Origin of the sequence: Cutibacterium granulosum (assembly GCF_900186975.1) — a bacterium.
GTDB classification, from domain to species: domain Bacteria; phylum Actinomycetota; class Actinomycetes; order Propionibacteriales; family Propionibacteriaceae; genus Cutibacterium; species Cutibacterium granulosum.
Genome location: NZ_LT906441.1, coordinates 271,501 through 296,709, shown reverse-complemented (window position 1 = coordinate 296,709; position 25,209 = coordinate 271,501). Strand labels below are relative to the sequence as shown.

The 25,209-nt window shown below is 64.1% G+C and carries 24 protein-coding genes and 1 tRNA gene; 13 read left to right on the top strand and 12 right to left on the bottom strand.

What is annotated here, in order from left to right; all coding sequences use genetic code 11:
- Positions 1 to 7: 7 nt before the first annotated feature.
- The 7 genes from CKV91_RS01375 to CKV91_RS01340 all read right to left on the bottom strand — a co-directional run bounded on the left by CKV91_RS01375 (position 8) and on the right by CKV91_RS01340 (position 8,453).
- On the bottom strand, positions 8 to 970 hold the full coding sequence (locus CKV91_RS01375) for an ABC transporter permease (protein WP_065860364.1): 963 nt from the start codon (positions 968 to 970) through the stop codon (positions 8 to 10).
- The gene (locus CKV91_RS01370) at positions 963 to 1,886 is read right to left on the bottom strand and encodes an ABC transporter permease (RefSeq protein ID WP_021104002.1); all 924 of its coding nucleotides are present in this window, start codon (positions 1,884 to 1,886) and stop codon (positions 963 to 965) included. The genes CKV91_RS01375 and CKV91_RS01370 overlap by 8 nt, the downstream gene beginning before the upstream one ends.
- A 65-nt stretch (positions 1,887 to 1,951) precedes the next feature.
- The gene (locus CKV91_RS01365) at positions 1,952 to 3,613 is read right to left on the bottom strand and encodes a peptide ABC transporter substrate-binding protein (RefSeq protein WP_065860365.1); all 1,662 of its coding nucleotides are present in this window, start codon (positions 3,611 to 3,613) and stop codon (positions 1,952 to 1,954) included.
- Between the two features lie 289 nt (positions 3,614 to 3,902).
- Complete coding sequence (locus CKV91_RS01360; RefSeq protein WP_065860547.1) at positions 3,903 to 4,442, bottom strand: type 1 glutamine amidotransferase domain-containing protein; 540 nt, start codon at positions 4,440 to 4,442, stop codon at positions 3,903 to 3,905.
- 281 nt (positions 4,443 to 4,723) lie between these two features.
- Positions 4,724 to 4,800, bottom strand: a tRNA-Pro gene (locus CKV91_RS01350).
- Between the two features lie 219 nt (positions 4,801 to 5,019).
- Positions 5,020 to 5,952 carry a metallophosphoesterase gene (locus CKV91_RS01345; protein ID WP_065860367.1) on the bottom strand — a complete coding sequence of 311 codons (933 nt, stop codon included), beginning with the start codon at positions 5,950 to 5,952 and terminating at the stop codon, positions 5,020 to 5,022.
- Positions 5,952 to 8,453: a penicillin-binding protein gene (locus CKV91_RS01340; protein ID WP_065860368.1), complete on the bottom strand. Its 2,502-nt coding sequence runs from the start codon at positions 8,451 to 8,453 to the stop codon at positions 5,952 to 5,954. Before CKV91_RS01340 ends, CKV91_RS01345 begins: the two co-directional genes overlap by 1 nt.
- A 130-nt stretch (positions 8,454 to 8,583) precedes the next feature.
- Here CKV91_RS01340 and CKV91_RS01335 point away from each other — a divergent pair, with 130 nt between their 5' ends.
- The 3 genes from CKV91_RS01335 (at position 8,584) to CKV91_RS01325 (ending at position 9,592) form a co-directional block, all read left to right on the top strand.
- A complete protein-coding gene (locus tag CKV91_RS01335; RefSeq protein WP_021104007.1) occupies positions 8,584 to 8,886 on the top strand; it encodes a WhiB family transcriptional regulator in 303 nt (100 codons plus the stop codon).
- An 86-nt stretch (positions 8,887 to 8,972) separates the two neighbouring features.
- Positions 8,973 to 9,140 (top strand): DUF4177 domain-containing protein, encoded by a 168-nt coding sequence (locus tag CKV91_RS01330; protein WP_021104008.1) that lies wholly within the window; start codon positions 8,973 to 8,975, stop codon positions 9,138 to 9,140.
- A complete protein-coding gene (locus CKV91_RS01325) occupies positions 9,137 to 9,592 on the top strand; it encodes a RidA family protein (protein ID WP_021104009.1) in 456 nt (151 codons plus the stop codon). Before CKV91_RS01330 ends, CKV91_RS01325 begins: the two co-directional genes overlap by 4 nt.
- 198 nt (positions 9,593 to 9,790) lie before the next feature.
- Here the strand turns inward: CKV91_RS01325 and CKV91_RS01320 are convergent, their stop codons facing one another.
- A complete protein-coding gene (locus tag CKV91_RS01320; RefSeq protein ID WP_065860369.1) occupies positions 9,791 to 10,495 on the bottom strand; it encodes a Crp/Fnr family transcriptional regulator in 705 nt (234 codons plus the stop codon).
- A gap of 336 nt (positions 10,496 to 10,831) precedes the next feature.
- Between CKV91_RS01320 and nth the strand changes: the two genes are divergently transcribed.
- Positions 10,832 to 11,473: an endonuclease III gene (gene nth / locus CKV91_RS01315; protein WP_036977647.1), complete on the top strand. Its 642-nt coding sequence runs from the start codon at positions 10,832 to 10,834 to the stop codon at positions 11,471 to 11,473.
- 6 nt (positions 11,474 to 11,479) lie between these two features.
- The gene (locus tag CKV91_RS01310; protein ID WP_231933779.1) at positions 11,480 to 12,133 is read left to right on the top strand and encodes an NUDIX hydrolase; all 654 of its coding nucleotides are present in this window, start codon (positions 11,480 to 11,482) and stop codon (positions 12,131 to 12,133) included.
- A gap of 365 nt (positions 12,134 to 12,498) precedes the next feature.
- Here CKV91_RS01310 and CKV91_RS01305 read toward each other — a convergent pair whose 3' ends face one another.
- From CKV91_RS01305 to CKV91_RS01295, 3 genes are all read right to left on the bottom strand, one after another.
- Positions 12,499 to 12,948 (bottom strand): phage holin family protein, encoded by a 450-nt coding sequence (locus CKV91_RS01305; RefSeq protein ID WP_021105154.1) that lies wholly within the window; start codon positions 12,946 to 12,948, stop codon positions 12,499 to 12,501.
- Positions 12,949 to 13,036: 88 nt separating this feature from the next.
- Entirely contained in the window at positions 13,037 to 14,293 is a 1,257-nt protein-coding gene (nhaA, locus tag CKV91_RS01300) for a Na+/H+ antiporter NhaA (RefSeq protein WP_065860370.1), read from the bottom strand.
- Between the two features lie 92 nt (positions 14,294 to 14,385).
- On the bottom strand, positions 14,386 to 15,147 hold the full coding sequence (locus CKV91_RS01295) for a class I SAM-dependent methyltransferase (RefSeq protein ID WP_036902830.1): 762 nt from the start codon (positions 15,145 to 15,147) through the stop codon (positions 14,386 to 14,388).
- A 208-nt stretch (positions 15,148 to 15,355) separates the two neighbouring features.
- Here CKV91_RS01295 and ssd point away from each other — a divergent pair, with 208 nt between their 5' ends.
- The 7 genes from ssd (at position 15,356) to CKV91_RS09300 (ending at position 20,712) form a co-directional block, all read left to right on the top strand.
- Positions 15,356 to 16,411, top strand: coding sequence for a septum site-determining protein Ssd (gene ssd, locus CKV91_RS01290; protein ID WP_065860371.1), 1,056 nt, complete (start codon positions 15,356 to 15,358; stop codon positions 16,409 to 16,411).
- Positions 16,412 to 16,484: 73 nt separating this feature from the next.
- Positions 16,485 to 17,618, top strand: coding sequence for a TadA family conjugal transfer-associated ATPase (locus CKV91_RS01285; RefSeq protein WP_414836112.1), 1,134 nt, complete (start codon positions 16,485 to 16,487; stop codon positions 17,616 to 17,618).
- Positions 17,615 to 18,397 carry a type II secretion system F family protein gene (locus CKV91_RS01280; protein ID WP_021104018.1) on the top strand — a complete coding sequence of 261 codons (783 nt, stop codon included), beginning with the start codon at positions 17,615 to 17,617 and terminating at the stop codon, positions 18,395 to 18,397. The genes CKV91_RS01285 and CKV91_RS01280 overlap by 4 nt, the downstream gene beginning before the upstream one ends.
- Complete coding sequence (locus CKV91_RS09655) at positions 18,394 to 19,125, top strand: type II secretion system F family protein (protein ID WP_023034508.1); 732 nt, start codon at positions 18,394 to 18,396, stop codon at positions 19,123 to 19,125. Before CKV91_RS01280 ends, CKV91_RS09655 begins: the two co-directional genes overlap by 4 nt.
- Before the next feature lie 257 nt (positions 19,126 to 19,382).
- Positions 19,383 to 19,619 (top strand): DUF4244 domain-containing protein, encoded by a 237-nt coding sequence (locus CKV91_RS01270; protein ID WP_021105148.1) that lies wholly within the window; start codon positions 19,383 to 19,385, stop codon positions 19,617 to 19,619.
- A gap of 215 nt (positions 19,620 to 19,834) precedes the next feature.
- Positions 19,835 to 20,155, top strand: a complete 321-nt coding sequence (locus tag CKV91_RS01265) for a TadE family type IV pilus minor pilin (RefSeq protein WP_021105147.1) — start codon at positions 19,835 to 19,837, stop codon at positions 20,153 to 20,155.
- A 221-nt stretch (positions 20,156 to 20,376) separates the two neighbouring features.
- A complete protein-coding gene (locus tag CKV91_RS09300) occupies positions 20,377 to 20,712 on the top strand; it encodes an Rv3654c family TadE-like protein (RefSeq protein WP_023034505.1) in 336 nt (111 codons plus the stop codon).
- Positions 20,713 to 20,915: 203 nt separating this feature from the next.
- Here the strand turns inward: CKV91_RS09300 and CKV91_RS01255 are convergent, their stop codons facing one another.
- Complete coding sequence (locus tag CKV91_RS01255; protein WP_065860373.1) at positions 20,916 to 23,294, bottom strand: DEAD/DEAH box helicase; 2,379 nt, start codon at positions 23,292 to 23,294, stop codon at positions 20,916 to 20,918.
- A gap of 293 nt (positions 23,295 to 23,587) precedes the next feature.
- On the opposite strand from CKV91_RS01255, the gene CKV91_RS01250 reads away from it, so the two are divergent.
- Positions 23,588 to 25,069 carry a methyltransferase gene (locus CKV91_RS01250; RefSeq protein ID WP_065860374.1) on the top strand — a complete coding sequence of 494 codons (1,482 nt, stop codon included), beginning with the start codon at positions 23,588 to 23,590 and terminating at the stop codon, positions 25,067 to 25,069.
- Positions 25,070 to 25,209: the final 140 nt, after the last annotated feature.

The window sequence follows — 25,209 nt, the reverse complement described above, 5'->3', positions numbered from 1 at the left end:
GCTCCTCTCAGTGTCGTTTCGGGTCGAAGGCGCTCTGTGCCGCCTCGCCCAGGAAGATGAACGCCAGAACTGCCAGCGACAGGAACAGCGAGGGGAACAGCAGCATGTGCGGGGCGGAGCGAACGTATCCCAGGCCGGAGGCGTCGGAGACGGACACTCCCCAGCTGATCGCAGGTTCCTGCAGGCCGATGCCCAGGTAGCTCAGCGTCGCCTCGATGGCGATGTAGGCCCCCAGGTTGATCGTCGCGACCACCATGACCGGGGCCATCGCGTTGGGCAGGATGTGGTGGGTGATGATGCGCCACGGACTGGCTCCCAGGGCACGTGCGGCCTGGATGTAGTCGTTGGGCATCACCTGCAGCACCGAGGATCGCATGAGCCGGGCGATGGAGGGCCATCCCAGGATGACGACGGCCCCCACCACCTTGAGGACGATGACGATGTACGGGGTGCCGATCCTGTTGGGGAAGGTGTACAGGATGATGATGCCGCCCAGCAGGAGTGGGATCGCGTAGAAGACGTCACCCAGTCGCGAGAGCAGACTGTCCAACCAGCCGCCGCGGAATCCGGCGATGAGGCCGATGACCGAGCCCAGGATCGCCGTGCCCAGGGTGGCGAGCACTCCGACGAGCATGGAGGAGCGGGCACCGTAGATGGTGCGTGCGTAGACGTCGCACCCCTGCACGTCGGTACCGAACCAGTGCACCGCCGAGGGCAGGTGACGTGCTGCGGACAGATTGCAGGCCCGTGGATTCGTGCGGGTGAACAGTCCGGGGGCGGCAGCCATGAGCACGAGGATGACGATGAGCACCGCCGAGACCCAGAACAGCGGATTGTGCTTGAGATCGTCCCACGCGTCGTTCCAGAGGGAGCGGGGTTTCCTCTCCCCAGAATGCTGCTCGGGGCCCACCTGCGGATCGGCGGTGACAGTCGTGTCAAGGGTCGAATCGGGAATGGTGTGTTCAGTCATGGCTGATCCTCGGGTCCAGAACCCCGTACAGCAGGTCGATGATGAGGTTCGCGAGCAGGTACACCAGCACCAGGCAGGTGACGGCACCCACCACCGAGACGCCGTCACGCTGGCTGATGGAACGGAAGATGAAGTTGCCGATGCCATTGATGTTGAAGATGCGTTCGGTGACGATCGCACCACCCATGAGGGCACCGAAGTCGTAGCCGATGTAGGTGATGACCGGCACCAGCGAGTTGCGCAGGATGTGGACGGTCACGGTGCGAAATCCCGACAGGCCCTTGGCCCTGGCGGTGCGCACATAGTCGGCACGTTGGTTCTCGATGAGGTTGCTGCGCGTCAGACGGGCCACGTAGGCCACCGACAACGCCCCGAGGACGAATCCGGGCAGGATCAGCTGTCTCCAGGTGCCGTCGGAGGCGGTCACGGGCGCCCAGTTGAGCTTGAGGCCGAAGAGGAGCTGGGCCAGGGAGCCGATGACGAACGAGGGGATCGAGATGACGACCAGGGATGAGATGAGGATGAGGTAGTCGATGAACCTGCCACGACGCACGCCGGCCCACACGCCCGCGCCGATGCCGATGATGATCTCGACCAGGATGGCGATGAGGGCCAGCTTGATCGTCACCGGGTAGCGCACCGACAGCTCCGCGGTGACGGAGTTGCCGTAGAAGTTCGTGCCCAGGTCGCCGCGCACCAGTTTGCCCAGGTAGATGCCGTACTGGGTGAGCAGTGGATCGTCCAGGTGGTACTCGGCGCGGAACGCCGCCACGTAGGACGGTGGACAGGGGCGCTCACCGCAGCGTCCGGCAGTCGGGTCACCCGGTAGTGCGAACACGAGGGCGAAGAGGATGAACGTCGCTCCGATGACCACCGGAATCATCTGGAGCAGACGTCTGACGACGTATTTACCCATGGTTGTCTTCCTTGCGGGCACAGGCGGTCCACCACGAAACGGTGGGCCGCCTGTGAGTCAGTGGTTCACTTCACGCTGATGGAGGTCAGGTCGATGGTGCCGAACGGCGTCAACTTGACGTTGGCCACCTTGTCGGACCAGCCATATGCCGTCGAGCTGGTCCACAGCGGGATGGCGGGAACGTCGGTGGCGAGCATCCTCTCGGCCTCGTTGTAGAGCTTGTTGGACTGCGCGGTGTTGGTCGCTGCGGCCGCCTCCTTGAGCTTCTTGTCGAAGGCTGGATTGGAGTACTCACCGTCATTGCTGGAGCCGCCAGTGGCGTACAGCGGGGTGAGGAAGTTCTCCAGCGACGGGTAGTCCATCTGCCATCCGGTGCGGAAGAAGCCCTGGATCTCACGCTTGGTGATCTGGTCACGCAGGGTCTTGAAGTCCGGGGTCACCTTGAGCTGGCAGTTGACACCGAGATCGTTCTTCCAGCCGTTGCACACGGCCTGGGACCACGACTTGTGGTCACCGTCGCCGTTGACGGCGATGGTGAGGGTGCCCTTGTAGCCACCAGCCTTGTCGTAGAGCTCCTTGGCCTTGGCCTTGTCGTAGCTGCACAGATCGCCACAGTTGCCCTTCTGGTAGCCCTCGACGACCGGGGTGGCCCAGCCGTCGGCGGGCTCACGGGAGCCGGCGAAGATCTGCTTGGTGATGGTCTCGCGGTCGATGTCCATCGAGAGGGCCTTGATGAGGTCTGAGTTCTTGAGCTGGGTGTCCTTGCTGGACGCCGTCACCGACTGGAAGATGCCGGAGGGGCGCAGACCCCAACGATCCGGCAGGTCCTGCTTCCACTGGTCGTTGGTGAGCTGGTCGGTCGGGATGAGGTCGGTGACGTCGAGCTGGTTGGCCACGGTGTCGTTGTAGGCGGGGGCGGCGTCGTTGTAGATCTTGAAGGTCACCTTGTCGACATGGGGCTTGTAGCTGCCCGCGTAGTTCTCGTTGCGCTCCAGGACGATCTGGGTTGCCGTGTTGTCGACGATCTTGAACGGCCCGGCGCCGAATGACGTCTTGGCCCATTTGTCGTTCCTGGCGTCCTTGAGGAAGGCGTCCGGCAGTGGGGCGAAGGCGGTGTAGCCCAGACGGACCTTCAGGTTGGCGACCTTCTCGGTGGTCCTGATGGTGAAGGTCTGGTCGTCGACGGCCTTGAGGCCGGTCATCTTGTCGGCCTTGGGTTTGGCGGAGCAGCTGTCATCGGAGCACTGCAGGGCGTCGTAGCCCTCGATCGGCTCGAAGAAGTACGAGTTCTGCTGGGCGTTGGGGCCATAGGCACCCCAGTTCCAGCCGTCGACGAAGTTGTGCGCCTTGACCTCGGTTCCGTCGGAGAACTTGAGGCCGGGCTTGATCTTGACGGTGAAGTTCTGGTTGTCCTTGGTCTCGATGGACTTGGCGATGTCGAGCTCGGGCTTGGCGCTGTCGGGGTTGTAGTGGACGAGTCGCGCGGTGACGGCGTCCATGATGTTGCCGCCGCAGGTCTCGTTGGTGTTGGCCGGGATGAGTGGGTTCTGGGGTGTGCATCCGCGGACCGTGATGGCACCGCCGTCCTTGGCGGGGGCGCTGTTGTTGGCTCCGTTCCCCGACGAACCAGCGGCCGATTCATCCTTGGCCGCAACGTCCTCGCCGCAAGCTGACAATGCCATCAAGCCCGCGAGGGACAGCGCAATGAGTGGCCTCATTCGACGCATGGTGTCTCCTTCTCACGTCACGTCGGCAGGTACCCGACGATCCCAGGTTGTTCGGGACACCATGCCACTGCTCGGAAGCCTTCGGCACTCGTCTCAGGGGGTTGGGACGACATTGTGACCAAACTGCAATGTAAAGCCGTCATCGTGGGTGGACATCTCATGATGTGGGGATGCCTGGGTGTGCGGCCCATCCTGACGCGGTTTCGGGGCGTCGCGGTGATCTCGGAATGAACACGGCAAGGGCTCCCACCCGAGGGTGAGAGCCCTTGTCATGACGCTGATGCGGTGGTCAGGCGACCTCGTCGACCAAGGCCTTGGTGAAGGCCGGGAGGTCGTTGGGATTGCGCGAGGTGATGAGCACCCAGTCATGACCCGGGCAGCGGACGAGCTCCTCGTCCACCCAAGTGGCCCCGGCATTCTCAAGATCTGGACGGAGTGAGATGTAGGAGGTCATCTTCTTGCCCTTGGCCACGCCGGCGTCGATGAGAACCCACGGCCCGTGGCAGATTGCTCCCAGTGGCTTGCCCGCGGATGAGAACTCCTTGACCAGACGACGACCGTCCTCGTCGACACGCAGGGTGTCCGCGTTGACGGTGCCACCAGGGATGACGAGCAGGTCGTAGTTGTCGGCCTTGACGTCAGCCAGCGTGGAGTCGGCGTCGATCTTGGACGCCCAGTCCTTGTCACCGGTGACGGTCTGGATGGCTTCGCCGCTGTTGGAGGCGACGGTTACCTCGATACCAGCCTTCTTGAGGGAGTTGATGGGCTCGACGATCTCGGCCTCCTCAACTCCGAAGTCCGTGGCGGCGATGAGCGCGCGTGCCATGATGATTCCTCCTTCGGTGGGGTCCGGTGGTGTAACGGCATCCACGGTCGAGGTATTCCGGACATGCGGCACCTGGGGTGCACGGATCCGGCGGCATCGCTGGTTCCGGCCCGTTGCCGTGGATCGTGACGGTGGTGGGGGTCACGGTGATGACACTGTTCGTGGGGCTGTGGACTGCCGCACCTGACACCGCACCGTCGTCGCGGTGGGCATGGCCCCATGCACATCAGATCAGCCTGGTGTGTGCTGTGACACTGGCGACAACCGCTATGTGAAGAACCGAATGGTCGGGGTGACAGGATTTGAACCTGCGACCTCCTCGTCCCGAACGAGGCGCGCTACCAAGCTGCGCCACACCCCGAAGGTCTGGACGGCGTCAACCGCCATCTGCTGGAAGGGCAAACCCTGCAGCAGTGCCCCACGATTCCGATGGACAGCGTGACCGCACGTGTCACGCTCGCCGCTCGGTTCCGTGAACCGGCGATTAGTTTATCGTAGGTGCTTTCGGAAGAGCAAATTGGGATTCGTGACGAGGAGGCTGGGCTGGTGTCGAGCAGGTTGGGAACGGCTGAACGTACGATCAGTGGTCGACATTCCGTTCGGCATCACGAGCAACCAGGGTGAGTAGCGTCACTTCGGGACGGCAGAAGGTGCGGTACGGGGCGAACGGTGAGGTCCCCAGCCCTGCCGAGACGTGCAGTGCTGCCGTGTGCCCTGCACAACTGTGGGTGGACAACCCCTTGACCCGGCCAGGTTCGATGTCACAGTTGGTGACCAGGGCCCCGTACCAGGGCAGGCACACCTGGCCGCCGTGCGTGTGGCCGGCGAAGATGATGTCCATGCCGTCGGTCGTCATGGCGTCCAGCACCCGCTGGTACGGCGCATGGGTCACCCCGACGTTGAGGTCTGCGCCGCGGTTGGCGGGGCCAGCGACCTTGGCGTAGTGGTCACGATCAAGGTGCGCGTCGTCCGTGCCTCGGAACGAGAGTCTGCGGCCTGCCACGCTCAGATCCCCCGAGGCGTCGTTGAGGTCCAGCCACCCAGCCTCGGTCAGGGCGGAGCGCAGGTGCTCAGTGGGCAGCTGCTGGCTGGTCCCGTGGTCGACCGGTGAGCGACCATGCACGACGTAGCCCAGGGGATGGCGAAATGCTGGGGCGGCATAGTCGTTCGACCCGAAGACGAACACCCCGGGCAGCTCCAGCAGTCCGGCCAACGCGTCCAGCAGAGGTTCGAGCGCCGTGGCCGAGCAGAAATTGTCGCCCGTGTTGACGACCAGATCCGGGTGCAGACGAGCCAGCCCACGGACGAACTCGATCTTGCTCGTCTGGCGGGCCAACAGATGAAGATCCGAGATGTGCAGCACCCGAATCGGTTCAGATCCCGGCGGCAGCACCATGGCCTGTTGCTTGCGCACCACGAAGCTGTGCGCCTCTGCCACTGCCCATCCCATTGCCAGAACGGGGAGGACAGCCAGGCCTGCCCCCATGCGGACCGCAGTGTGTCTCGTCGTCATCAACGCGGCTGCTGAGTGTAGCGGGGCGGTTCTGCGGGGGCTGGCTGCTGTTGCTGTTGCTGCCACGGGTCCTGCTGTTGTTGTTCCGGTTGTTGTTGCTGTCGCCACTGCTGCCAGCGGTCCCTCTGGGGAGCACGACGCTGATAGGTCGGTCGTGGTCCGGATGAGACTCGGAGGTCGATCGTCGATCCCTGAGGGGCCTTGCCGCCATCCGGATCGGCGCCCAAGAATGTCCCCTCGGGCTTCTCGGAGTGGACTCGTTTGGTGCGGGTGTCGAAACCGGCATCCCTCAGAGCCTTCTTCGCCTCGTCGTAGTTCATTCCCGAGGTGGAGGGCACTGGCACCTTCTTGCCGTGTTGAATCTCGTCCGTGGCCTCGGAGAAACTCGTTCTGGGCTTGCCCATCAGCGTGGCAGCCATCGCCTTGCGGTAGATCTGGCCGGCGTCACCACCGCCGGAACCCTTGAGGTACTTTCCGGTACTCATGTGCAGCCCGCGGATGGAGCGTACCTCGCGGCCCCGGAAATGCTCGCTGGAGGAGTCGGCGGCGATGAAGGCAGCACCGGCAACGGCAGGGGTGTACCCGGTGAACCACACGGCCTCGTTGGAGTCCGTGGTACCAGTCTTTCCAGCCTGCGGGTACCCGCCCGGGATGCGGGCTGGGGCGCCGGTGCCATTCATGACTCCCTTGAGCACCTCGTTGACACCGTCGGCAACCTGGGTGCTCATGACGCGCTTGCAGTTGGCGTCGGGAACCTTGAGGTTCTGGCCGTCCTTGTTCTTGATCGACTTGACGATGACCGGGTCGCAGTGCACACCGCGTGCTGCGAAGGTGGCGTACGAGCTGGCCATCGACAGCGGTGTCACGTACGCGGTACCCAGGGTGAATGAGGGGATCGCACCGTACTCCTTGACGATGTCCTTGCCACTGGCCAGTTCCACGCCGGTCTTCTTGGCCATCTTCGTCACATTGCACAGACCGGCGTCACGCTCCAGCTGGACGAAGTACGTGTTGACCGAGTACGCGGCAGCCGTACGAAGCCCCATGGTCCCGGAATGTCCGGTCGAGTTGGACACCGAGAAGGGGCCAGATCGAACCTTCCCCTTGCACCCTTGGAAGGTCTCCCCGGTGAAGTCCATGGGGGAGCCTGCGTAGTAGTGCTTGGAGATGGGGATGCCATTCTCCAGGGCAGCAGCCAAAGTGTACGCCTTGAACGTCGACCCAGCCTGGAAACCTCCGAAACCGCCCAACCCCAACGGGGCGAGGTAGTTGTAATAGGTCTGCCCGGACTTGGTGCCCATCTCGGGACGAGACTGGGCCATTGCCATGATGAGTCCGGTGCCCGGCTGGATCGTCGCCACCCCGCCCAGCACGGGATCGGTGGGCCCCACCCAGTTGGAGACGGCTTGCTGGGCGGAATCCTGTGCCTTGGGATCGATGAGGGTGTGAATCTCCAGGCCGCCGCGCTTCACGAGCTTCTCACGCTCGGCCCGCGTCTTGCCCAGGTTCGGCGAACTCAGTAGCGACTGGTACACGTAATTGCACACGAACGGGTACTTCGAGCTGATGCAGCCAGTCTTGGGATAGGTGACCCGCGAGCGGTTGAACCCCTGCTTCATGGCCGCCTGGACGTCCTTCTCGCTGACCAGCCCCAAGCTCTTCATCCTGGTGAGCACGACATTGCGGCGAGTGATCGCGGCCTCAGGGTTGTTCACCGGATCGTAGGAGACCGGGTTCTGCACCAGGCCGGCGAGCATGGCAGCCTGACCAAGGTCGAGCTTGTCGGCCGTCACCCCGAAATAGTGTTTCGCTGCTGCCTCGACGCCGTAGGCGCCATCGCCGTAATAGGCGATGTTGAGATAGCGCTCGAGGATCTGGTCCTTGGACAGGTCGTGCTCCAGGGCAATGGCGTAGCGCAATTCCTGCAACTTGCGGGAGACCGTCTGCTCCTGCGCAGAACGCACCCCCTCCTCGTCGCCAGCCGACACCGCCATCTCGATTCGGGCCTGTTTGACGTACTGCTGGGTGAGAGTGGAACCCCCCTGGGTCGATGCCCCACCCATGTTGGAGACCAGGGCGCGCATGGTGCCGCGCAGGTCGATGGCACCGTGGGAGTAGAAACGGTTGTCCTCGATGGCGATCTGCGCCTGTCGCATCACCGGTGAGATCTTGTCCAGCGGCACGTACTCGCGGTTCTCGTCGAAGAACGTCGCCATGACGCTGCCGTCGGCCATGAAGATCTGAGAGCGCTGGGGCTGTGGGTTGGAACCGAACTCGGCCGGCAGGTGTTGCAGGGAGTCTGCGCTCACCCGTGCCGTCGTGCTCGCCAGGGCAGCGAACGGGACGACGAACCCTGCTGTCAACAGACCGGCGAGGATGCTTGCCAGGCAGAACTTGAGGAACGCGGAGAACCGACTGGAACTCTGGGTCTGAGCTTCCAGTCGGTCAATCCTCGCCCTGGAACGGTTCGACGAGGCGGGCCTGTGGTGCGTGGACGGCATGGCAACCAGAGTACGTCACCGGTGAGACAATCCCAGAAACCTGAACCGCGAGGCACCGGTAAAGATCATCCTTAATCTCCTGGCAAACGATGCTTGTCCTGGCTTGCCAGGTGAGCGTACTGTACGAATCGTGACAGGCAACGAGGCTGATGACTGGACCCTTCTTGCGAACTGTCGCGGAATGGCAGACGCATTGTTCCCCGACGGCAAGGAGCAGCGACGCGCGCGCAGGATCTGCACGGATTGTGCGGTACGTTCCCGCTGCCTTGCCGAAGCCCTTGACAATCGCATCGAATGGGGTGTCTGGGGCGGTATGACCGAGCGTGAACGTCGCAAGCTGCTGCGCGAGCGTCCAGATGTCACCAGTTGGCGGGACGTCCTTGCGGCCGACTCCCACACGACGAGGAGCAGGACCTCCACAGCCCGACAGTGATGTCTGGCAGGGTGGGGGCCGCTCTCTCATCTGACATCTGAGCGACACCGACCACCTGTTCCCATTCGTCAGGATAGGCTTGCGACATGACACGTTGGGAGTACTTCACGGCGCCGATTCTGACGCACATGTCGCAGCAGATCCTCAACAATTTCGGGGCTGAGGGGTGGGAGCTCGTCCAAGTGGTTCCCGGCCCCAATCCAGAGAGCCTGGTGGGATACTTCAAACGTCCCATTACTGAGGAGGACGCATGAGCATCGAGGATCGTCTCGCAGATCTCGGTATTGACCTACCGCCAGTTGCCAAACCCGTTGCAGCATATGTTCCCGCCATCCAGGTGGGCGATCAGATCAGCACCTCCGGACAGTTGCCGTTGGTCTCGGGCTCACTGCCCATGACGGGCCTGGTGGGGGACCAGATCAGTCAGGGGGACGCTGCGGGGCAGGCCCGGGTGGCTGCCCTCAATGCCTTGGCTGCTGCAGCCGACGTCGCCGGTGGAGTCAACAACATTCGCCGGGTCGTCAGAGTTGTCGTCTACGTTGCCAGCACTGCCGACTTCACCGCTCAGCCAGCGGTGGCCAATGGTGCCTCCGAGTTGTTCGGAGAGATTTTCGGTGACGCCGGGCGACACATTCGCAGCGCCATCGGTGTTGCCAGTCTGCCGCTGGGGGCACCTGTCAAGGTCGAGCTCACGGTGCAGGTCTGAGCGCCCAGTCACCCCTCCGGCAGCTGGATCTGGATCGTGGGGTCGGTGGCCAGGGTTGTTCGCGTCTGAACCTGTTCCCAGGATGGGAAACACCCGACGCAAGCTGGTCAGCACAGAGACAACGGTGTGGTGATGGGACAACGGTGTGCTGATGGCTGGTGCGGCTCGGTGCTTGGTGGGCCGGGGCCCACTCGTGTCTCAGCCTGCTCGAGCCTCCAGTCGTTCCCGGTCCAGGACCGTCACGATCTTGGGGCGAGCTGTGATCCAACCGCGGTTCGAGAAATCCGTCAGAGCCTTGTTGAGGGTCTCACGTGAGGATCCCACCGCCTGAGCCATCTCATTCTGGGTGAGGTCGTGCCGCACGACGATGTCGCCCGTGGTGCCGTCCATCTCACCGAATCGGTCGGTGAGATCGAGGAGGATCCATGCCAGCCGGCTCGGGACGTCACCGGTGACGAAATGGGCAGTGTTGTCATCGGTTCTGCGCAGACGCTCCGACAACCGCCCCAACAGGGCCAGTGCCACGTCGTGACGGCTGTGCACCAGACCGTGCAGGTCAGCCCCCGGGATGCGCAGCAGGCTCGCTCGGGTGAGGGTCGTGGCGGTCGTGGAACGTGTGCCGCCATCGACCAGGGAGAGCTCACCGAAGGCGTCGCCGGGCCCCATGAGCCACAACAATGACTGTCGACTCATGCTCCGCTGGTCTCCGGGAGTCTGCCGGGTGAGCTTCACCTTTCCCTCGACGACGAGGTACATGTCAGTCGCCGGGTCTCCCACCTCGAAGAGCCTCGTACCTCGCGAGCACACGATGGCTTCGCTGAATGCCAGGAGCTTGCTCGCTGACGTGGCGCCCAACGCTGACAGGAATGGCTGGGCGACGGCTGTGGTCACGACATTCGTCATCGATGACAAATTCCTTTCCTCGGGGGCCCGGGTTCCACAGAGGGGCTGCACATGTGACCTCGCACCTTGCGGCGTTGTGGGGTCTGGACTGAATGCAAGTCTGTGAATGCTGGGCGACGATCCAGTCCAGTGCGGGAATCCTTGCATGTATTGTGGCAGTCGTCACATGCCAATGCTCAGTCACCCCATGATTTATCTCACGTAGTGAAGCGGTTCAAGGAATGTGCGACGACACTGATATGAGAGTAGTTGGCCCCATAGACTGCACCCATGCCCGCAGATCGTCAGGAGACCCCAGCATCGGTTGCTCGTGCGTCGCAGAGCCAGGTTCACAAGATGTATGAGCAGCTGAGCGAGTGCTATCCCGATGCGCACTGTGAACTGAATCATCGCAATCCATTCGAATTGCTCGTGGCCACCGTTCTTTCGGCACAGACCACCGATCAACGAGTGAATTCGGTCACTGAGGAATTGTTTCGACGGTGGCCGGATGCCCGACACCTTGCTGCCGCTCCGATCGACCAGGTGGAACAGGTGTTGAGACCGCTGGGCTTCTGGCACACCAAGTCCGCAGCAGTGGTGAACCTGTCCGCCATCCTCGTCGAGGAATGGGACGGTGAGGTGCCAGCCGATCTCCACGCCTTGACGAGGCTGCCCGGGGTGGGGAGGAAAACTGCCAATGTCGTGCTGGGCAATGCCTTCGGCATCCCGGGGATCACCCCAGACACGCATGTGCAGCGGGTGACGCGTCGCATGGGTTGGACGAGCGCCACGACGGCCCGTGGTGTCGAGAACCAACTGGCGGAACTGTTCGACCCCTCGCAGTGGGTGCTGCTGTGTCATCGTCTCATCTGGCACGGCCGACGCTGCTGCAGAGCACGTCGTCCGGCCTGCGGAACCTGTCCAGTGGCGCGGGCGTGCCCCTCGTTCGGGGTGGGGCCGACGGATCCCCCGCAGTCCCAAGGGCCCATCAAGTGAGGTGCGATGAACATTTTTGACAAGCTACGCGCAGTCCTGTCACCAGAGGTCCCGGTACCGCCGCCAGCTGACAGAAATTTCTCCTCGGCGGTGCTGGTGTTGCTCAGCGACTGTGCCGACCCCGACGTCGTCCTCACCACACGGTCGTCAACGGTGCACCGGCATCGAGGGCAGGTCTGTCTGCCGGGTGGGCACTACGAGCCTGGCGACCCCGATCTCATCGTCACGGCGCTGCGAGAGACCCAAGAGGAGGTTGGTGTGGCTGCCTCGCAGGTGAAGGTGCTCGGAACCCTACCGGCACGCGTCACGGTCCCCGTGAGCCGCTCGACGGTGACGACGGTCGTGGGAATGTGGGACGGTGGTGGCTCCAAGTCCGGTGGGGGACTGCGGGTCGTCGACCCAGCAGAGGTGTCCCAGGTCCATCGCATTGCGCTGAGCACCCTGGCCGATCCGCGGACACGTGTCAGTGCACATCACCCCAACGGAGGACGAGGAGCAGCATTCGACCTGCCGGAGCTGTTCATCTGGGGATTCACCGGGCACATCCTCGACGCCGTCCTGTCGCTGGGCGGATGGGAGCGCCCGTGGGACACGCGGAGAATCGTCGAGATCCCGACGCCATTTCGTGGTGAGGATGCACCGACACCGGAGGATGGATGATCCTGGGAGCGGCATTCCTAGGGCTGACACGACCTCTCCGGGATGTCCCGGCTGAGGCTGGCAGCGGTGCGCTCGGAAGTCTGACGGCCCTCTTTCGGCGCTGGGTGGATGAGACCGCCTTTCGGCGCAGGGGCAGATGAGCCCGCCTTTCGGCGCAGGGGCAGATGAGCCCGCCTTTCGGCGCAGGGTGGATGGGATCCGCGGCTCAGCGGTCTGCCCAGGTGGGCGTCCCCGTGGTGAGGGACGGGACCTGCGGCGGGTGAGCTGTTGGGGGCTGTGGGATCGGCTGGAGGATCATGCCTCGTGGAGGCAGCACGAAACCGTCTGCCGAGCACTTCGCTGGGTAGACGGTTCGGCGTCAGTGGTCAGGCGCTGATCTCGTTGGTTGCGCCGGCATTGTCAACCCCGCGGGAGACGGCCGACTTCAAGGTGCCGACGGTGCGCTTGGCCTCCTCGACGGACTGCCGGGGCGGCTGGACCTTGGACACCTGAGCCTTGCCGATGAGCGCAACCACGCCGGCGATGAGGAACAGGGCGACAGCGGCGGAGGCGAAGCCGAGCACCAGTGCCAGAAGGATGCTGGAGACGGCTGCGTGCCAGGCCAGGGTCAGTGCAAAGGCTCCACACAGCCACATCATGTTGGCGCCGATGACGGCGAAGTAGCCAGCACCAGCGAACATGCCACCGCCGATGCCGGCGTGCTTGACGGCAGGCTTGATTTCGGCCTTGGCGAGGGCGACATTCTCCTTGATCAGCGCTGGCCCATCGGTCTTGAGAGTTGCCATGATCTCGCTGACAGGACGCTTTTCTGCCATGGATGCCTCCGAGTCTGTCGTGGTCGGTATGGGACATAGCCTAATGCCAGCAGACCGATACTGCCCACGAGGTGCACAAAATAAGCTCTCAGACGTGTGAGCGGCGCAATTTTCCCGCTTGTGGAATCTGCCCGGGATGGGCCTTGCGCCATTTGTCGTGACGCTTGGTGCGGTAGGTGAGCAACAGTGCGCCGAACAGGGCTGCCAACGTCGATCCCACGAGCACGGCCGCCTTGGCCTCATCGGCGTAGAAGCCGTCGCTGGGGAAAGAGAGGTCGGACAGCAGCATCGAGACCGTGAACCCGATCCCGGACAGCACTCCGACGGCTGCGATGTCCGCCCACACGACACCGCGACCCAGGGTCGCCGACGTGAGGCGGGCGGTGAGGAAGGACCCCAGGAAGATGCCGATGCTCTTGCCGACGATGAGCCCGACGATGATTCCCAGTGGTACGGGGTTGGTGACGAGGGCCCGCAGCGCGTCCTTGGTGAGCTGCACTCCGGCGCTCATGAGTGCGAAGAACGGTACGACGACGCCGGCCGACCAGGGCTCGACCTTGTGCTGCCAGCGGTCGATGGGATCGTTGAGTTCGTCCTCGGAGCACCGGGTGAGCAGTCCGAAGATCACACCGGCGATCGTTGAGTGGATGCCGCTGTTGAACATGCACCACCACCCGATGATGAAGATCGGAACGTACCACCAACCGCTGTCGAGGAGCTGCCGATGCTGGAGGACGCCCCACAGGGCCATGCATGCAAGCGCGCCACCCAACCATGCGAGGTTCAGCCCATGGGAGAAGAACACGGCGATGACGATGATGGATCCAAGGTCGTCGGCGATGGCCAGGGTGAGCAGAAATGCTCGGACCGACTGTGGCATTCCCGATCCGACGATGGCCAGGACCGCCAGGGCGAAGGCGATGTCGGTGGCCATCGGGATCGCCCAGCCTCCCGGGTGCCCGCCCGGGGTCAGGGCATTGATGAGGGTGTAGATCCCGGCCGGGAAGAGCATTCCGCACACTGCAGCGATGATCGGCACCATCGCATCTGTTGGGCGGGACAGTGATCCCTCGGTGAACTCTCGTTTGAGCTCGAGGCCAGCGATGAAGAAGAACACCGTCAGCAACCCATCGGCTGCCCAGCTCTCGATGGACAGTGGCCCGATGGTGACGCCGCGAAATGCTTCGTACGACTCATGTGAAAGATTCGCCCACAACAACGCGGCAACCGTGGCGAGGAGCATGAGAAGCCCCCCGGTGGTTTCGTTGCGCAGGACATCGGAAAGGTGAAGTGCATCGGGGCCCGACACTGGGCCGAAGAGTGTTTCGCGACGTCGGTGAGCCAATGGCCGGCCTCCAGATCATGTGGATGAACAGTGACTGCCGACCAGACTTCCCGGCGCTCCGTTGAGCAATTCTACCGAATGATCCAAGTGGTCTAGATCTTGATGACGAATCCCGGGGATTCGGTCCTGGCAGGTGCGCTGAGTTTCGAGTGGTCCACCCATCCGCGCCAGCACTGCAGCTCGTAGGGCAGTCTCAGCTCGCCCACCGGGCCGCTGGAGTCGTCGTAGAGGTCCTCGATCCGGTGGGTGAGACCGTTCTTGGACTGGTCGTCGAGCCTGGCCACGGCATGGCGGGACAGCGACATCGAGATGAGCTGGCCCTTGGTCACTGGTATCCAGATGCGATGGTTACGGGTCTCGACGTCCGGGAAGTACGGCGATTGCGTGAGTGTGCTGATGGATTCGGTGCCGTACTCACCGGTCATGGCAGTGGGGTCGACGGTGCGTAGCAGGGCAGCCAGTCGACGTACCCAGGGCACGGTGTCGTCGCGTACCAGCCACGACAGTCCGAGGCTTCCTCCGGGACGCAGCACTCGAGCGATCTGCGGTAGCACGAGCCCCGGCGCCAGTTCATGGAACCGTTGATGGATGATCACCGAGTCGAAGGACTCCGAACTGAACGGCAATGAGTCGGCGGTCGCGCAGACGGCATTGACCCCGTCGACGCGGTGAGTGACGGTCGCTGTTGCCGGATCGGAGCTGACGGCGACGATGTCTGCATCGTACTGGGCCAGGGTGCGACACAGCCCAGTACCGGTCTCGATGGCGAGAAGTCGGCGGTTGGTGCGCAGCTGATCGCCGCACAGCCACTGCAGGGACCCGCTGGGGAAGCGCATGGATGTGGCAGATGGCATGGCCACATTGTAGGGAACCGGCTGGTCGACAGACAGCGGGCCACGCCCGGCATCAGGCATGGCCGCATTGTGAGGAACTGGCAGAAATACGCGGCAGATCCGAGGGATGAAAAAGTTGTCCACAGCCTCTCGTCATGCCGTGGCGGCGTTGTCCACAGGCAGCAATTCTCTTGGCCGGTCGATCGGTGCGACCACGACAACCAGTGGTGTGAGAGCAGGAAAGACACAGGTCACGTCGGCACCGCAGAACAACGAGACGCCCGGCGTCACGCTCATCAGTTCCGATGAGAGACTGGCAGAGATCATTGGTTCGGTGGCAGCCAGCGTCGGGGTGGTGGTGAGCGTCGTCTCCGATCGCAGTTCCGCTGAGCGTGAATGGTCCGACGCACAGCTCGTCCTGGTGGGGCAGGACAGCGCTGCTGCGGCCATCGCGTGGGGGCTGGGAGCCCGCGATCAGGTGTACGTGGTGGGGCACAGCCCACAGGAGGTGGTGCGGTGGTCTCCCCTGTTGGGAGCCAGCGTCATCGTCGTGCCGCAGGCCAATGCGACACTGGCCGAGCTGTTGCGCGACGGCACGAGCCAGACCACCCGGGCGAGGGTCGTCCTCATCGGGGGTGCCACCGGAGGGCTCGGAGCGTCCACCCTGGCTGCAGGGGTGGCCGGAGCTGCGGTCCAGATGGGCTGGTCGAGTGCCGTCGTCGAGCTGGATCCCGGCGGTGGGGGTCTGGACGTTCTCCTGGGGGCAGAAAGACTTGAGGGATGGCGGTGGCCAGAACTGGCCTCGGCTCGCGGGGTCGTGAGCGGCCTGACTGACCACCTGCCCGTGATGGATTCGGTGCTGTGCGTCTCGGCAGGACGGCATCCGTGTCAGGTGGGGGCGCGAGCTCGGTCGTCGGTCGTGGAGTCCCTGGCCGCTGAGACGAACCTGGTGGTGCTGGACCGAGGCCAGCTTGGCGATGACGACCTCGTCGGTGTGCCGATCGACTGCCGCTACGACATCGTCTCGGCGGAACTGCGCGGCCTGCTCGCAGCTCGGGCGCGTAGTGCCGAGGCTGATGAGGTGCTGCTGCGGCGTGGGCCGGGGCGCAGGATGTCCAGTCATGACGTTGCTGCGGTGCTCGACCGGGATCCGCTGCTCACGGTGCGGCAGGACGAGCGCCTGGCTCGAGCCGCGGAGCAGGGTGAGGCGCCCTGGGTGTTGGCCTCCCGGGTGTGGCAGGCCACCTGTCGCCGCGTCGTCAAGAAGGTGATGAGTCGTGGGTGACGAGGTGATCAGCAGCGAGGACGTGGACAAGGTCCGCGGGGTGGTTGCTGGACTGGGACGTGTCTGGACGCCGATGGATGTTGCCCAGGCGCTGACATCCATCGGGAGGGTGGCGTCGGACTCCACGGTGCTCACGGTGGTTGAGGAGTTGAGACGTACCAGCTCTGGGGCTGGCCGCCTCGAGCCATTGCTGGCCCTGGACGGCGTGACCGATGTGCTGGTCAATGGACCCGATCAGGTCTACATCGATCGAGGACGAGGTCTGGAGCTCACCGACACCACGTTCACCAGCCCCGACGAGTTGCGTTCCCTGGCGGTTCGGCTGGCAGCCGGAGTCGGTAGACGTCTCGACGATGGCTGCCCGTGGGTGGACGCCCGCCTGGCAGACGGCACGCGCGTGCACGCCATCCTCGACGTTCTGGCAAAACCGGGCACCTGCCTGTCGCTGCGCGTGCCCGCTCGCCACCGGATGAGTCTGGACGACTGGGTGATGGCTTCGTCCATGACCGCCGAGACGGCACACCTGCTCGAGCAGGTTGTCGTCCGCAAACTCGCATTCCTCGTCACTGGGGGCACTGGTTCGGGAAAGACGACCCTGCTCGCAAGTCTGCTGGGCTGCGTGCCAGCTCATGAACGAATCGTCATCGTCGAGGACTCCCGGGAGCTCAGCCCCGACCATGAGCACGTGGTGTCCCTGGAGGCTCGGGCAGCCAATGCGGAGGGTCGTGGGCAGGTGAGTCTCACCGACCTGGTGCGTCAGTCACTGCGCATGCGTCCGGATCGTGTGGTGCTCGGTGAGGTGCGTGGCGCCGAGTTGCGTGACATGCTCATGGCCCTCAACACGGGCCACGAGGGCGGTTGCGGCACGGTGCATGCCAATGGTGTCCAGGAGGTCCCGGCCCGTTTGGAGGCGTTGGCGGCACTCAGTGGCATGAACCGTCCGGCTGCACATGCCCAGGTGGCAGCAGCATTCCATCTGGTGCTGCACCTGGTGAGAGGACCCAAGGGCCGCAGACTGGCTCAGATTGGCGTCTTCGAGCACGTTGACGGGTGTGCCGTCGTCACTCAAGCGCTCGTCTTCGACGAAGACCTGGTGTGCACTCCAGGGCCGGGCGCGGAGCGGCTCGGTGATCTCGTCGGCGAACAAACGGTGTCCAGGGTCGTACAGGGGCAGGGCAGACCGCGTAGGGCACGGAGGGCAGCATGATCACGGCGATTCTCATGGCAACGGCAGTGTGGTTCGCAATGGGTCCGAAGCGTACCCAGCTCAGTGCAGACACCACGACCACGACTGCCCCAACCTGGTTGAAATGGGCCTGGGTGCCAGCGGTACTGCTGATGGCAGTGATGGTGGCTGGCGTGTCCGGTGGATTGTGGGCCCTGTTGGCCGTCCTCGTGGCAGCCACGGTGTGGAAGGTGGGGGCCGATCACCTGGTACGTCGACGGTGCATGAGGACGGAGCGTGAGGTCGCCCGGGCCTGCCGAGCACTGGCAGGACGGTTGTCCGTCGGCGAGATTCCTGCGGTGGCCCTGGAACAGGTTGCCCACGACACCTCGATCCTGGTCCCTGCGCTGCAGGCCCAGCAGGTGGGCGCTGACGTTTCCACGGCGTTGGTGGGCATTGCTGCCGAGCCTGGATGTGGCGGGTTGGCGCCGCTGGCCCATGCGTGGAAGCTGGCCGTGACGACGGGAGCCCCGTTGTCGGCTTCAGCCAATGCTGTGGCGCAGGGAACGAGCAGACGTGCCAGACTGTCTGCCACCCTTGAATCCGAGCTCGCCGGACCGCGTGCAAGTGGGCGACTCATGGGTTTTCTCCCTGCTGTAGGCATTGTCCTGGGGCAGTCGGTGGGATCGGGGCCCACTCATTTCCTCACTCGTACTCTCGCAGGGCAGGTGTGCCTGGTCACAGCTGTCGCCCTGTCCTGCGCCGGGGTGCTGTGGAGTGAGGCCATGGCCAATCACGTGCAGAAGCAGGCTCTGGGATGAACACGATTCTGGCAGTGCTCAGTGCCGTCGCTGTCTACGTGGGTATTGCGCCGAGCCCGTCCAGACGTGTGCAACGCGCTGCCAGGCGCTCAGTGCCGCACTGGGCCGAACCGGTGCGCGGGGCCCCTGCCAGATCGGTGCGTGTGGGGGTCGGCGTGCTCACGGGGGCACTCGTGTTCCTCGTCGCCGAGCTCCCGATGTGGATCAGCAGCGTGGTGGCAGTGGTGGTTGGTGCAGGTGCAATGATCGGTGCCGGGAAGCTTGAGACGACGTCGTATCGGCGCCGCATCGAGCAACGCATCGCCACACTGCCCGACGTCCTCACCCTGCTCGCCGGGGCGTTGGAGGCGGGAGTGCCACTGCGACGTGCGACTGCCGAGGTCGCCGATGCCATCACCGGCGTGTGCGCTGCAGACCTCACCCTCGTCAGTTCCAGGGTTGCCGTAGGGGTGAGTGACGCCCGGGCATGGGCCGAGTTGGCCGACGAGCCGGGATGGCATGAGATCGCCACCGATGTCTCACGAGCCGTGAACTCCGGTGAGGGGGTGGCGCAGATGTTGCGAGTCCATGCCGAGCAGATGCGTCGGCACGCCTGTGAGCAGGTCGAGAAGAAGGCGCGAAAGGCAGGGGTGGACGCCATCATCCCGCTTGCGGTGTGCCATCTACCGGCGTTCATCCTCGTCGGCGTGGTGCCGATCATTGCCGGCACCATTCTCAAGGTGACGTGAACCCCCCTCTCAAGGTGACGTCAGCCCCAACATCAAGGCACGGGGCTGTCTCGGCATGTCTCATCGAGCATGCGCAGGTCGGCTGTGTACGAGCCGACCTGTGGACAACGAGAACCACGTCGCAGGCGCCCATCCACAGGACGGAAAATCCTTGTCCGATTCCATGTCGGCGTCACGACAACTGAGGGTGCAGCGGGCAAGTGCTGCTGCATGGCGTGGTCAGGAGACACCTGGCCCGTATCGGAAGGAGAACACTCATGAATCACTCCCTCAACCTCGTCGGCATGGATCCTGTCATCACGACCAAAATCCCGCGCAGGTCGCGGCGTCTGGCCCAGCGTGGCATGGCCACTGCGGAGTACGCCGTTGGAATCCTGGCCGCGGTGACTCTCGCTCTGGTGCTCTTCAAGGTGTTCCAGGATGCCAAGTTCTTCAAGGCATTCCTGGGACTCGTCCTCAAGGCCGTGTCCTTCGTCACCGGCATGATCAAGTGACGTCCTGAACTCCCAGTCCGGTGGGGGCTCGGTGATCCCCCAAGCAGATTCCCGGTGGGCTGGCGAACGGGCCGTCGGCCCACCGGAATCGATCAATACGTAAGGGTGCGGCCCACGGGAAACACCAAGTGGAACAGCATCAGGATTCGGCACACAGGAAGTCTCGGAAAGCTCTGAGGGGATGTATGAACAGGTCACGACACGCGAGCCGCGGAATGGTCACAGCCGAGATGGCCGTGTCACTCATCACGGCAACCATGGCAGTCATTGCCGGGGTGTGGGCGGTGAGCCTCGTCATCGTCCATGACGCCTGCCGGGTCACCGCTTCCCAGATTGCTCAACAACGTGCCCGAGGAGATCTCAAATCTGCTGAACAGGCACAGCGGAAGGCTCCGGAAGGTGCCAGGATCACCACCGCTTCCCGGGACGGGTGGATACGTGTGACGGTGTCAACGGATCGATCCCTGGGCAAGATCGGACCAGTTCACCTGCAGGCCAGCGCTGCAGCACCTCAGGAACCCGGTGAACTCAAATGATCATCGACGCAACATCGACACGGGCCATGAGACACGCTGAGGGATCCACATACGCCAGATGCGTGGTTCCATCTCAGAGGCTGCGGTTCACGATTGTCTCGAGGAGCAGGTCACTGCCTGGTGCCAGAGGATTTGGTGCCAGCAGATCTCGCAAGGACCACAGGTTGCACGTGGGCAACCGTCGACGTGTCAGCTGCACTGCTCAGCGAGGATCGGGGACCGTGCTGTTGGCCTCGATGGCACTGGGAGTCGTGGTGGCGGTCTGGGGCGCCATGATCATCTCCGGGTGGTACTCCACCTCACGACTTGCCCATCACAGCGCAGACATTGCTGCCCTGGCCGCCGCCCAGGCCCGCGAGAAGGGGATTGAGCCATGTTCGGTTGCCCGCAAGGCTGCCCAGGCCAATGAGACCACCCTGTCATCGTGCACCGTGGATGCCAGCAGCGTCGACTACGTCGTGACGGTGAGCGTCACCGCGCAGCTGCGACCCATGCTGCACATCCCACGCGCTCCCCGGACGATCACCGTGACATCGCTGGCGGGACCACAGAAATGATCAGTCCTGGAAGGTGTTTTCGCGGCAGGAATCCGGGGGTCGCCGCACATCTGCGGGAGCGTATGGGGGTTGCCGCTGTCCGGCGAAAGGCGCGGCAGCGCAGACGCGATCCTGCGTTCGCGTTGCATCCAAGCTCCACCCGTATGGTATGGCTGGACCGGATACTGCCCCAGGCATGTCTGGGGAAAAATGCTCTGCTGCATTCAGCGTGTGCTGCGGGTGCCCAACGGATCCATCCGAGAGGCGAGCAGCCGAGCCGATTCCTTGTCCAGCTGCTGGTTGGAGTTGCCGCACTTGGGCGAGACGATGCACGAGGGGCATCCAGCCTCGCAACGGCACTCAGCCAACCTCGACGCAGTGGTGTGCCACCACTGCTCAGCCCGGTCGTAGCCGGCTGCGGCAAAACCTGCGCCACCGCTCTGACCGTCATGGATGGCGATCGTGCATGCCCCGGTGTCAGGCAGCGACGTCGTGGAAACCCCACCGACGTCCCATCGGTCACAGGGCACGAGCATCGGCAACATCCCAATGGCCGCATGCTCCACCCCGTGTGCGGCTCCAGCCAGTTTCACGGCGTCGAGTCCGAGCTCGTCCACCACGCCATCGGGAATCACCCACCACGTTCCACTCGTCGTCATGGTGTGACTGTCCATGGTGAGGGCGATGGAGTCCCACACCTCATTGGTGACCTCGTCACGACGCAGGTACCCCAACACCTGGCTGGTGAGCTCCACCTGCCCGGTGGCGACATATCCCGGCCCGAACGGTTGACGAGCATCCTCACGGACGATCCGTACGCTGGAGGCCGACTGCGGCATGGTCCAGAAGCCGGGAAGGTCACGGTGCACCAGGGCACAGTGCTCTTGCGGGCGGTACTCGTCGACGAGCCACTGATCTCCCTGGTGCAGGTACACCGCTCCCGGATGGACGGTGCGATCAGCCGCAGCCTGATCCACGACACCGACCACCCGTCCGGTGAGCGAATCGATGACGTCAACGCCGTGGCCGCCCATCGAACGCAGGTCAATCGCGTCCACAGCTCGATCCAGACGTGTCCAGTACAGCCGTTCACCGCGTTGCCGCAGCACCTTCTGCCGCACCAACATCGACTCCACCTGGGCCAGGGACGGGCCGTAAACCGCCTCGTCGGCTGGCTGCAGGAATGCCTCCTGGGCCGCAGCAGCCAGATGTGGGCCCATGACGTAAGGGTTGTCCGGGTGCAGCACCGTCGTCTCGACACTGGAGGAGAAGATGAGCTCAGGGTGTTGCACCAAGTACTGATCCAGCGGGTTTTCCCTGGCCATGAGGACGACGGTGGATCGGCGCCCCGACCGCCCAGCGCGTCCGGCCTGTTGCCAGAACGCCGACAGACGTCCCGGGTACCCGGCAATGACCACGGCATCCATTCCAGAGATGTCCACCCCCAACTCCAGGGCGTTCGTCGCGATCACGGCGTTGACCCGGCCCGACTGCAGCCCGGCCTCAAGATCGCGACGTTCCTGGGGCAGGTATCCCGAGCGGTACGCGGCGACGACGCCGCCGGTGGTCACCTGATCCTGGGCGTGCACCGCGACCACCTCGGCCACGGTGCGGGACTGCACGAAGCAGATCGTCTGACAACCCTGGTCCACCAACCGTGCCACCAAGGCAGCCGCATCCTCGCTCAAGGACTGTTCGGGTTGCCACAGCACGACGTCCCTGGCTGGCTGGGGAGAGGAATCCTCGTCGACGACTTCGACGTGCTCCACGCCGATGAGTGCGGCACCGGCCTGAGCAGTGTTCGTCGAGGTGGCACTGGAGAGGATGAAGACCGGGTCGGATCCGTACATGCGGCACAGTCGACGCAGACGACGCAGCACCTGGGCCACATGGGCGCCGAAGACCCCGCGATAGCGGTGTGCCTCGTCGATGACGACGTACTCCAACGAACCAAGCAGCCCAGACCACCAGGAGTGGTTGGGCAGGACGGCCTTGTGCAGCATGTCAGGGTTGGTGAGGACGTAGTGTGCAGTTTCCCGGGCAAACCTGCGTTCGGCTCGTTCGGAGTCGCCGTCCAGTGTGGTCACCGCCCAGTCCTGCGGGCCCAGCTCCCGGCACACCCGCAACTGGTCATGGGCCAGGGCTTTCGTCGGTGCCAGGTACAAGGCGCTGTGCCGCTGCCTGGTGCGCAGGGACGTGGCAAGCTCGGTGGATCTGCTCCTCAGGGACTCCGGGAGCCGAGCCGGTCGCGGGTGGGGACGATCCGGACACACCGGCGGATCACAGGCAGTGGCTGCCATGACGGCCATGAGATAGGCAAGCGTCTTGCCGGAGGCCGTCGAGGTGCAGATGGCGCAGTCCTTGCCTGCCTGGGCCAGGCAGGCAAGCTTCACCTGGTGGAGCCAAGGAGTGGAGATACCGTGTTCCTGGAGTTTTTCTCGGTACTGGTGGGGAAACCAGGCAGGCCAGGGAGCCAGTACCGCACTGCGCTCCTGACGATGGTCGACGTGGACGGTCTGGGGTGCCTGGGCCACCAGCGGATTGACGGCGTCGCAGGAGCCACCTCCGCTACGAGCAGGATCAGGGATGGGTGAGCCAGTCATCCCTGCAAGCATGCCACGTGGTGAACGATGAGGGGACAGACGCCTGGGTCGTGGTCGTCGGGACCGGGTGGGGCCGAACCATAAGTGCTGACGACAGGGCGCTGACGGCAGAGCCAATTCTGCGAAGCCATGGGGCGTGCACGATGGGAAGAAACGACGAGTTGGGGCGAAACCAGCGGCGAGGGAAGGACGGCAGGTGGCCAGAGGAAACCTGCGCGGCGGCAGGGGACACCTGCTGGAGAAGGTACGAGGTGACGCGGGGAGTGTGCGAGCGGAAAGGGCAGGATGTGACCATGACGATGATGCTTGAGGAGAACCAGGCGGCAGCACTGCGTCACCTGTTCATCGACAACGACTACACCCGCGCGGGAGTCGCCTCGGCAGTGGGGGAGGCTGGCCGCAAAGGCTTGGAGCGCGGCGTCGGTGTGGCTGCGGAACACACCCTTGGCTCCCGGGACGATCTGCTGGCCCAGTTCATCAGGTTGTGGTATTTGCACCTGCCCGTGCCGATCCGTCAGCTGACCGAGGTGCCTGTTGACGAGCTGTGCCGGGTGGGCATCCTCGGCGTCGAGGCGAGCCGGGCCCGGGCCTTGGTGAGTGTGCGACCCATTGACCTGCTGGACGGTGCCACCGGCTGGGTTGTCTGCGATCATGCCCCCGGACTGAACCACGACATACGTCCAACACGCCCCGACCACGTCCTGGGCGCCAGCCCAGCCTCGATGAGTTTGGCGCAGATGACGATGCGCACCCCGGTGGACACTGCCCTGGATCTGGGCTGCGGATGTGGTGTGCAGTCCCTGCTGCTGGCTGGCCATGCGAACCGCGTCGTGGCCACGGACGTCAATCCCCGAGCCCTGCAGATGGCCGCACTCGCAACGCAACTCAGCGGTGTGGAGGATCAGGTCGATCTGCGATCCGGGTCGCTCTACGAGCCCATGGACACTCGCTTCGATCTCATCGTCTCCAACCCGCCCTACGTCATGAGTCCGCCAGAGGAACATGGTGCTCGACTGGTCTACCGTGACGGTGGACTCGAGGGTGACGCGCTCGTCGAATCGGTGGTTCGCGGTGCACCAGCCCGCCTCAACGAGGGAGGCGCTCTGCAGGTGCTCGCCAACTGGGCACAGGTGGACGGTCAACCCTGGCAGGACAGGCTCGCCACCTGGGTCGAGGGCACGGGCGCCGATCTGTGGGTCGTCGAACGTGACCATCTCGACGTCCACCAGTACATCGAGACCTGGCTCACCGATGCTGGGTTGGATGGAACGCCGCAGTGGCGCCCCAAGTACGACGCATGGTTGGACTACTTCGCCCAGCAGCACATCACCGGGGTGTCCATGGGGTGGATCACCCTCACCATGGCAGGACGATCCACCCCGGACCTGTCCTTTGAGCAGTGGCCCTGGCAGGTCAACCAGCCCGTTGCCGATGCCGTCACAGCCCATCAGCCCGGTGTGTCAGCCGCTCTGCTACCTGATGAAAAGTTGCTCGCCAGCGCATGGACCCTGCGTGACGACGTGGTCCAGGAACAGACCGGCCAACCAGGATCGGCTGATCCGCAGCACGTCGTCCTGCGTCAGCGGGAGGGGATGTGCCGCGCCGTGGAGGTGGCGACGGCCTCCGGTGGGGTGCTGGGAGCCTGCGACGGGCAACTGCCGTTGGGGGTACTCATCGACACCGTGGCGAGCATCCTCGGCGACTCCCCACAGCAGGTGCGCGAGCAGACCCTGCCACTGGTACGGCAATGTCTGCGGGAGGGTTTTCTCTCATGACGAAGGCCCGTTGCCGCACGGATCGTCGGCAATTGGCCCTCGCCCACACCCACGATTCACTGTCCACACCCACGACTCACCATGGTGCGCGTGGCCCGCAGTGGCAGATGACGACATGTCGCTGGACGGGGGCAGCGAAC

Bases quoted from the DNA above. Each gene is read 5' to 3' on its own strand.
- CKV91_RS01370 (WP_021104002.1), bottom strand. From the start codon at position 1,886: ATGGGTAAATACGTCGTCAGACGTCTGCTCCAGATGATTCCGGTGGTC.
- CKV91_RS09655 (WP_023034508.1), top strand. From the start codon at position 18,394: ATGAACACGATTCTGGCAGTGCTCAGTGCCGTCGCTGTCTACGTGGGT.
- CKV91_RS01255 (WP_065860373.1), bottom strand. From the start codon at position 23,294: ATGACTGGCTCACCCATCCCTGATCCTGCTCGTAGCGGAGGTGGCTCC.
- CKV91_RS01270 (WP_021105148.1), top strand. From the start codon at position 19,383: ATGAATCACTCCCTCAACCTCGTCGGCATGGATCCTGTCATCACGACC.
- CKV91_RS01280 (WP_021104018.1), top strand. From the start codon at position 17,615: ATGATCACGGCGATTCTCATGGCAACGGCAGTGTGGTTCGCAATGGGT.
- CKV91_RS01265 (WP_021105147.1), top strand. From the start codon at position 19,835: ATGGTCACAGCCGAGATGGCCGTGTCACTCATCACGGCAACCATGGCA.
- CKV91_RS01285 (WP_414836112.1), top strand. From the start codon at position 16,485: ATGGATGTTGCCCAGGCGCTGACATCCATCGGGAGGGTGGCGTCGGAC.
- CKV91_RS01320 (WP_065860369.1), bottom strand. From the start codon at position 10,495: ATGACGAATGTCGTGACCACAGCCGTCGCCCAGCCATTCCTGTCAGCG.
- CKV91_RS01325 (WP_021104009.1), top strand. From the start codon at position 9,137: ATGAGCATCGAGGATCGTCTCGCAGATCTCGGTATTGACCTACCGCCA.
- CKV91_RS01305 (WP_021105154.1), bottom strand. From the start codon at position 12,948: ATGGCAGAAAAGCGTCCTGTCAGCGAGATCATGGCAACTCTCAAGACC.
- nth (WP_036977647.1), top strand. From the start codon at position 10,832: ATGTATGAGCAGCTGAGCGAGTGCTATCCCGATGCGCACTGTGAACTG.
- CKV91_RS01365 (WP_065860365.1), bottom strand. From the start codon at position 3,613: ATGCGTCGAATGAGGCCACTCATTGCGCTGTCCCTCGCGGGCTTGATG.
- CKV91_RS01340 (WP_065860368.1), bottom strand. From the start codon at position 8,453: ATGCCGTCCACGCACCACAGGCCCGCCTCGTCGAACCGTTCCAGGGCG.
- CKV91_RS01345 (WP_065860367.1), bottom strand. From the start codon at position 5,952: ATGACGACGAGACACACTGCGGTCCGCATGGGGGCAGGCCTGGCTGTC.
- CKV91_RS01295 (WP_036902830.1), bottom strand. From the start codon at position 15,147: ATGCCATCTGCCACATCCATGCGCTTCCCCAGCGGGTCCCTGCAGTGG.
- CKV91_RS01375 (WP_065860364.1), bottom strand. From the start codon at position 970: ATGACTGAACACACCATTCCCGATTCGACCCTTGACACGACTGTCACC.
- CKV91_RS01310 (WP_231933779.1), top strand. From the start codon at position 11,480: ATGAACATTTTTGACAAGCTACGCGCAGTCCTGTCACCAGAGGTCCCG.
- CKV91_RS01330 (WP_021104008.1), top strand. From the start codon at position 8,973: ATGACACGTTGGGAGTACTTCACGGCGCCGATTCTGACGCACATGTCG.
- CKV91_RS01250 (WP_065860374.1), top strand. From the start codon at position 23,588: ATGACGATGATGCTTGAGGAGAACCAGGCGGCAGCACTGCGTCACCTG.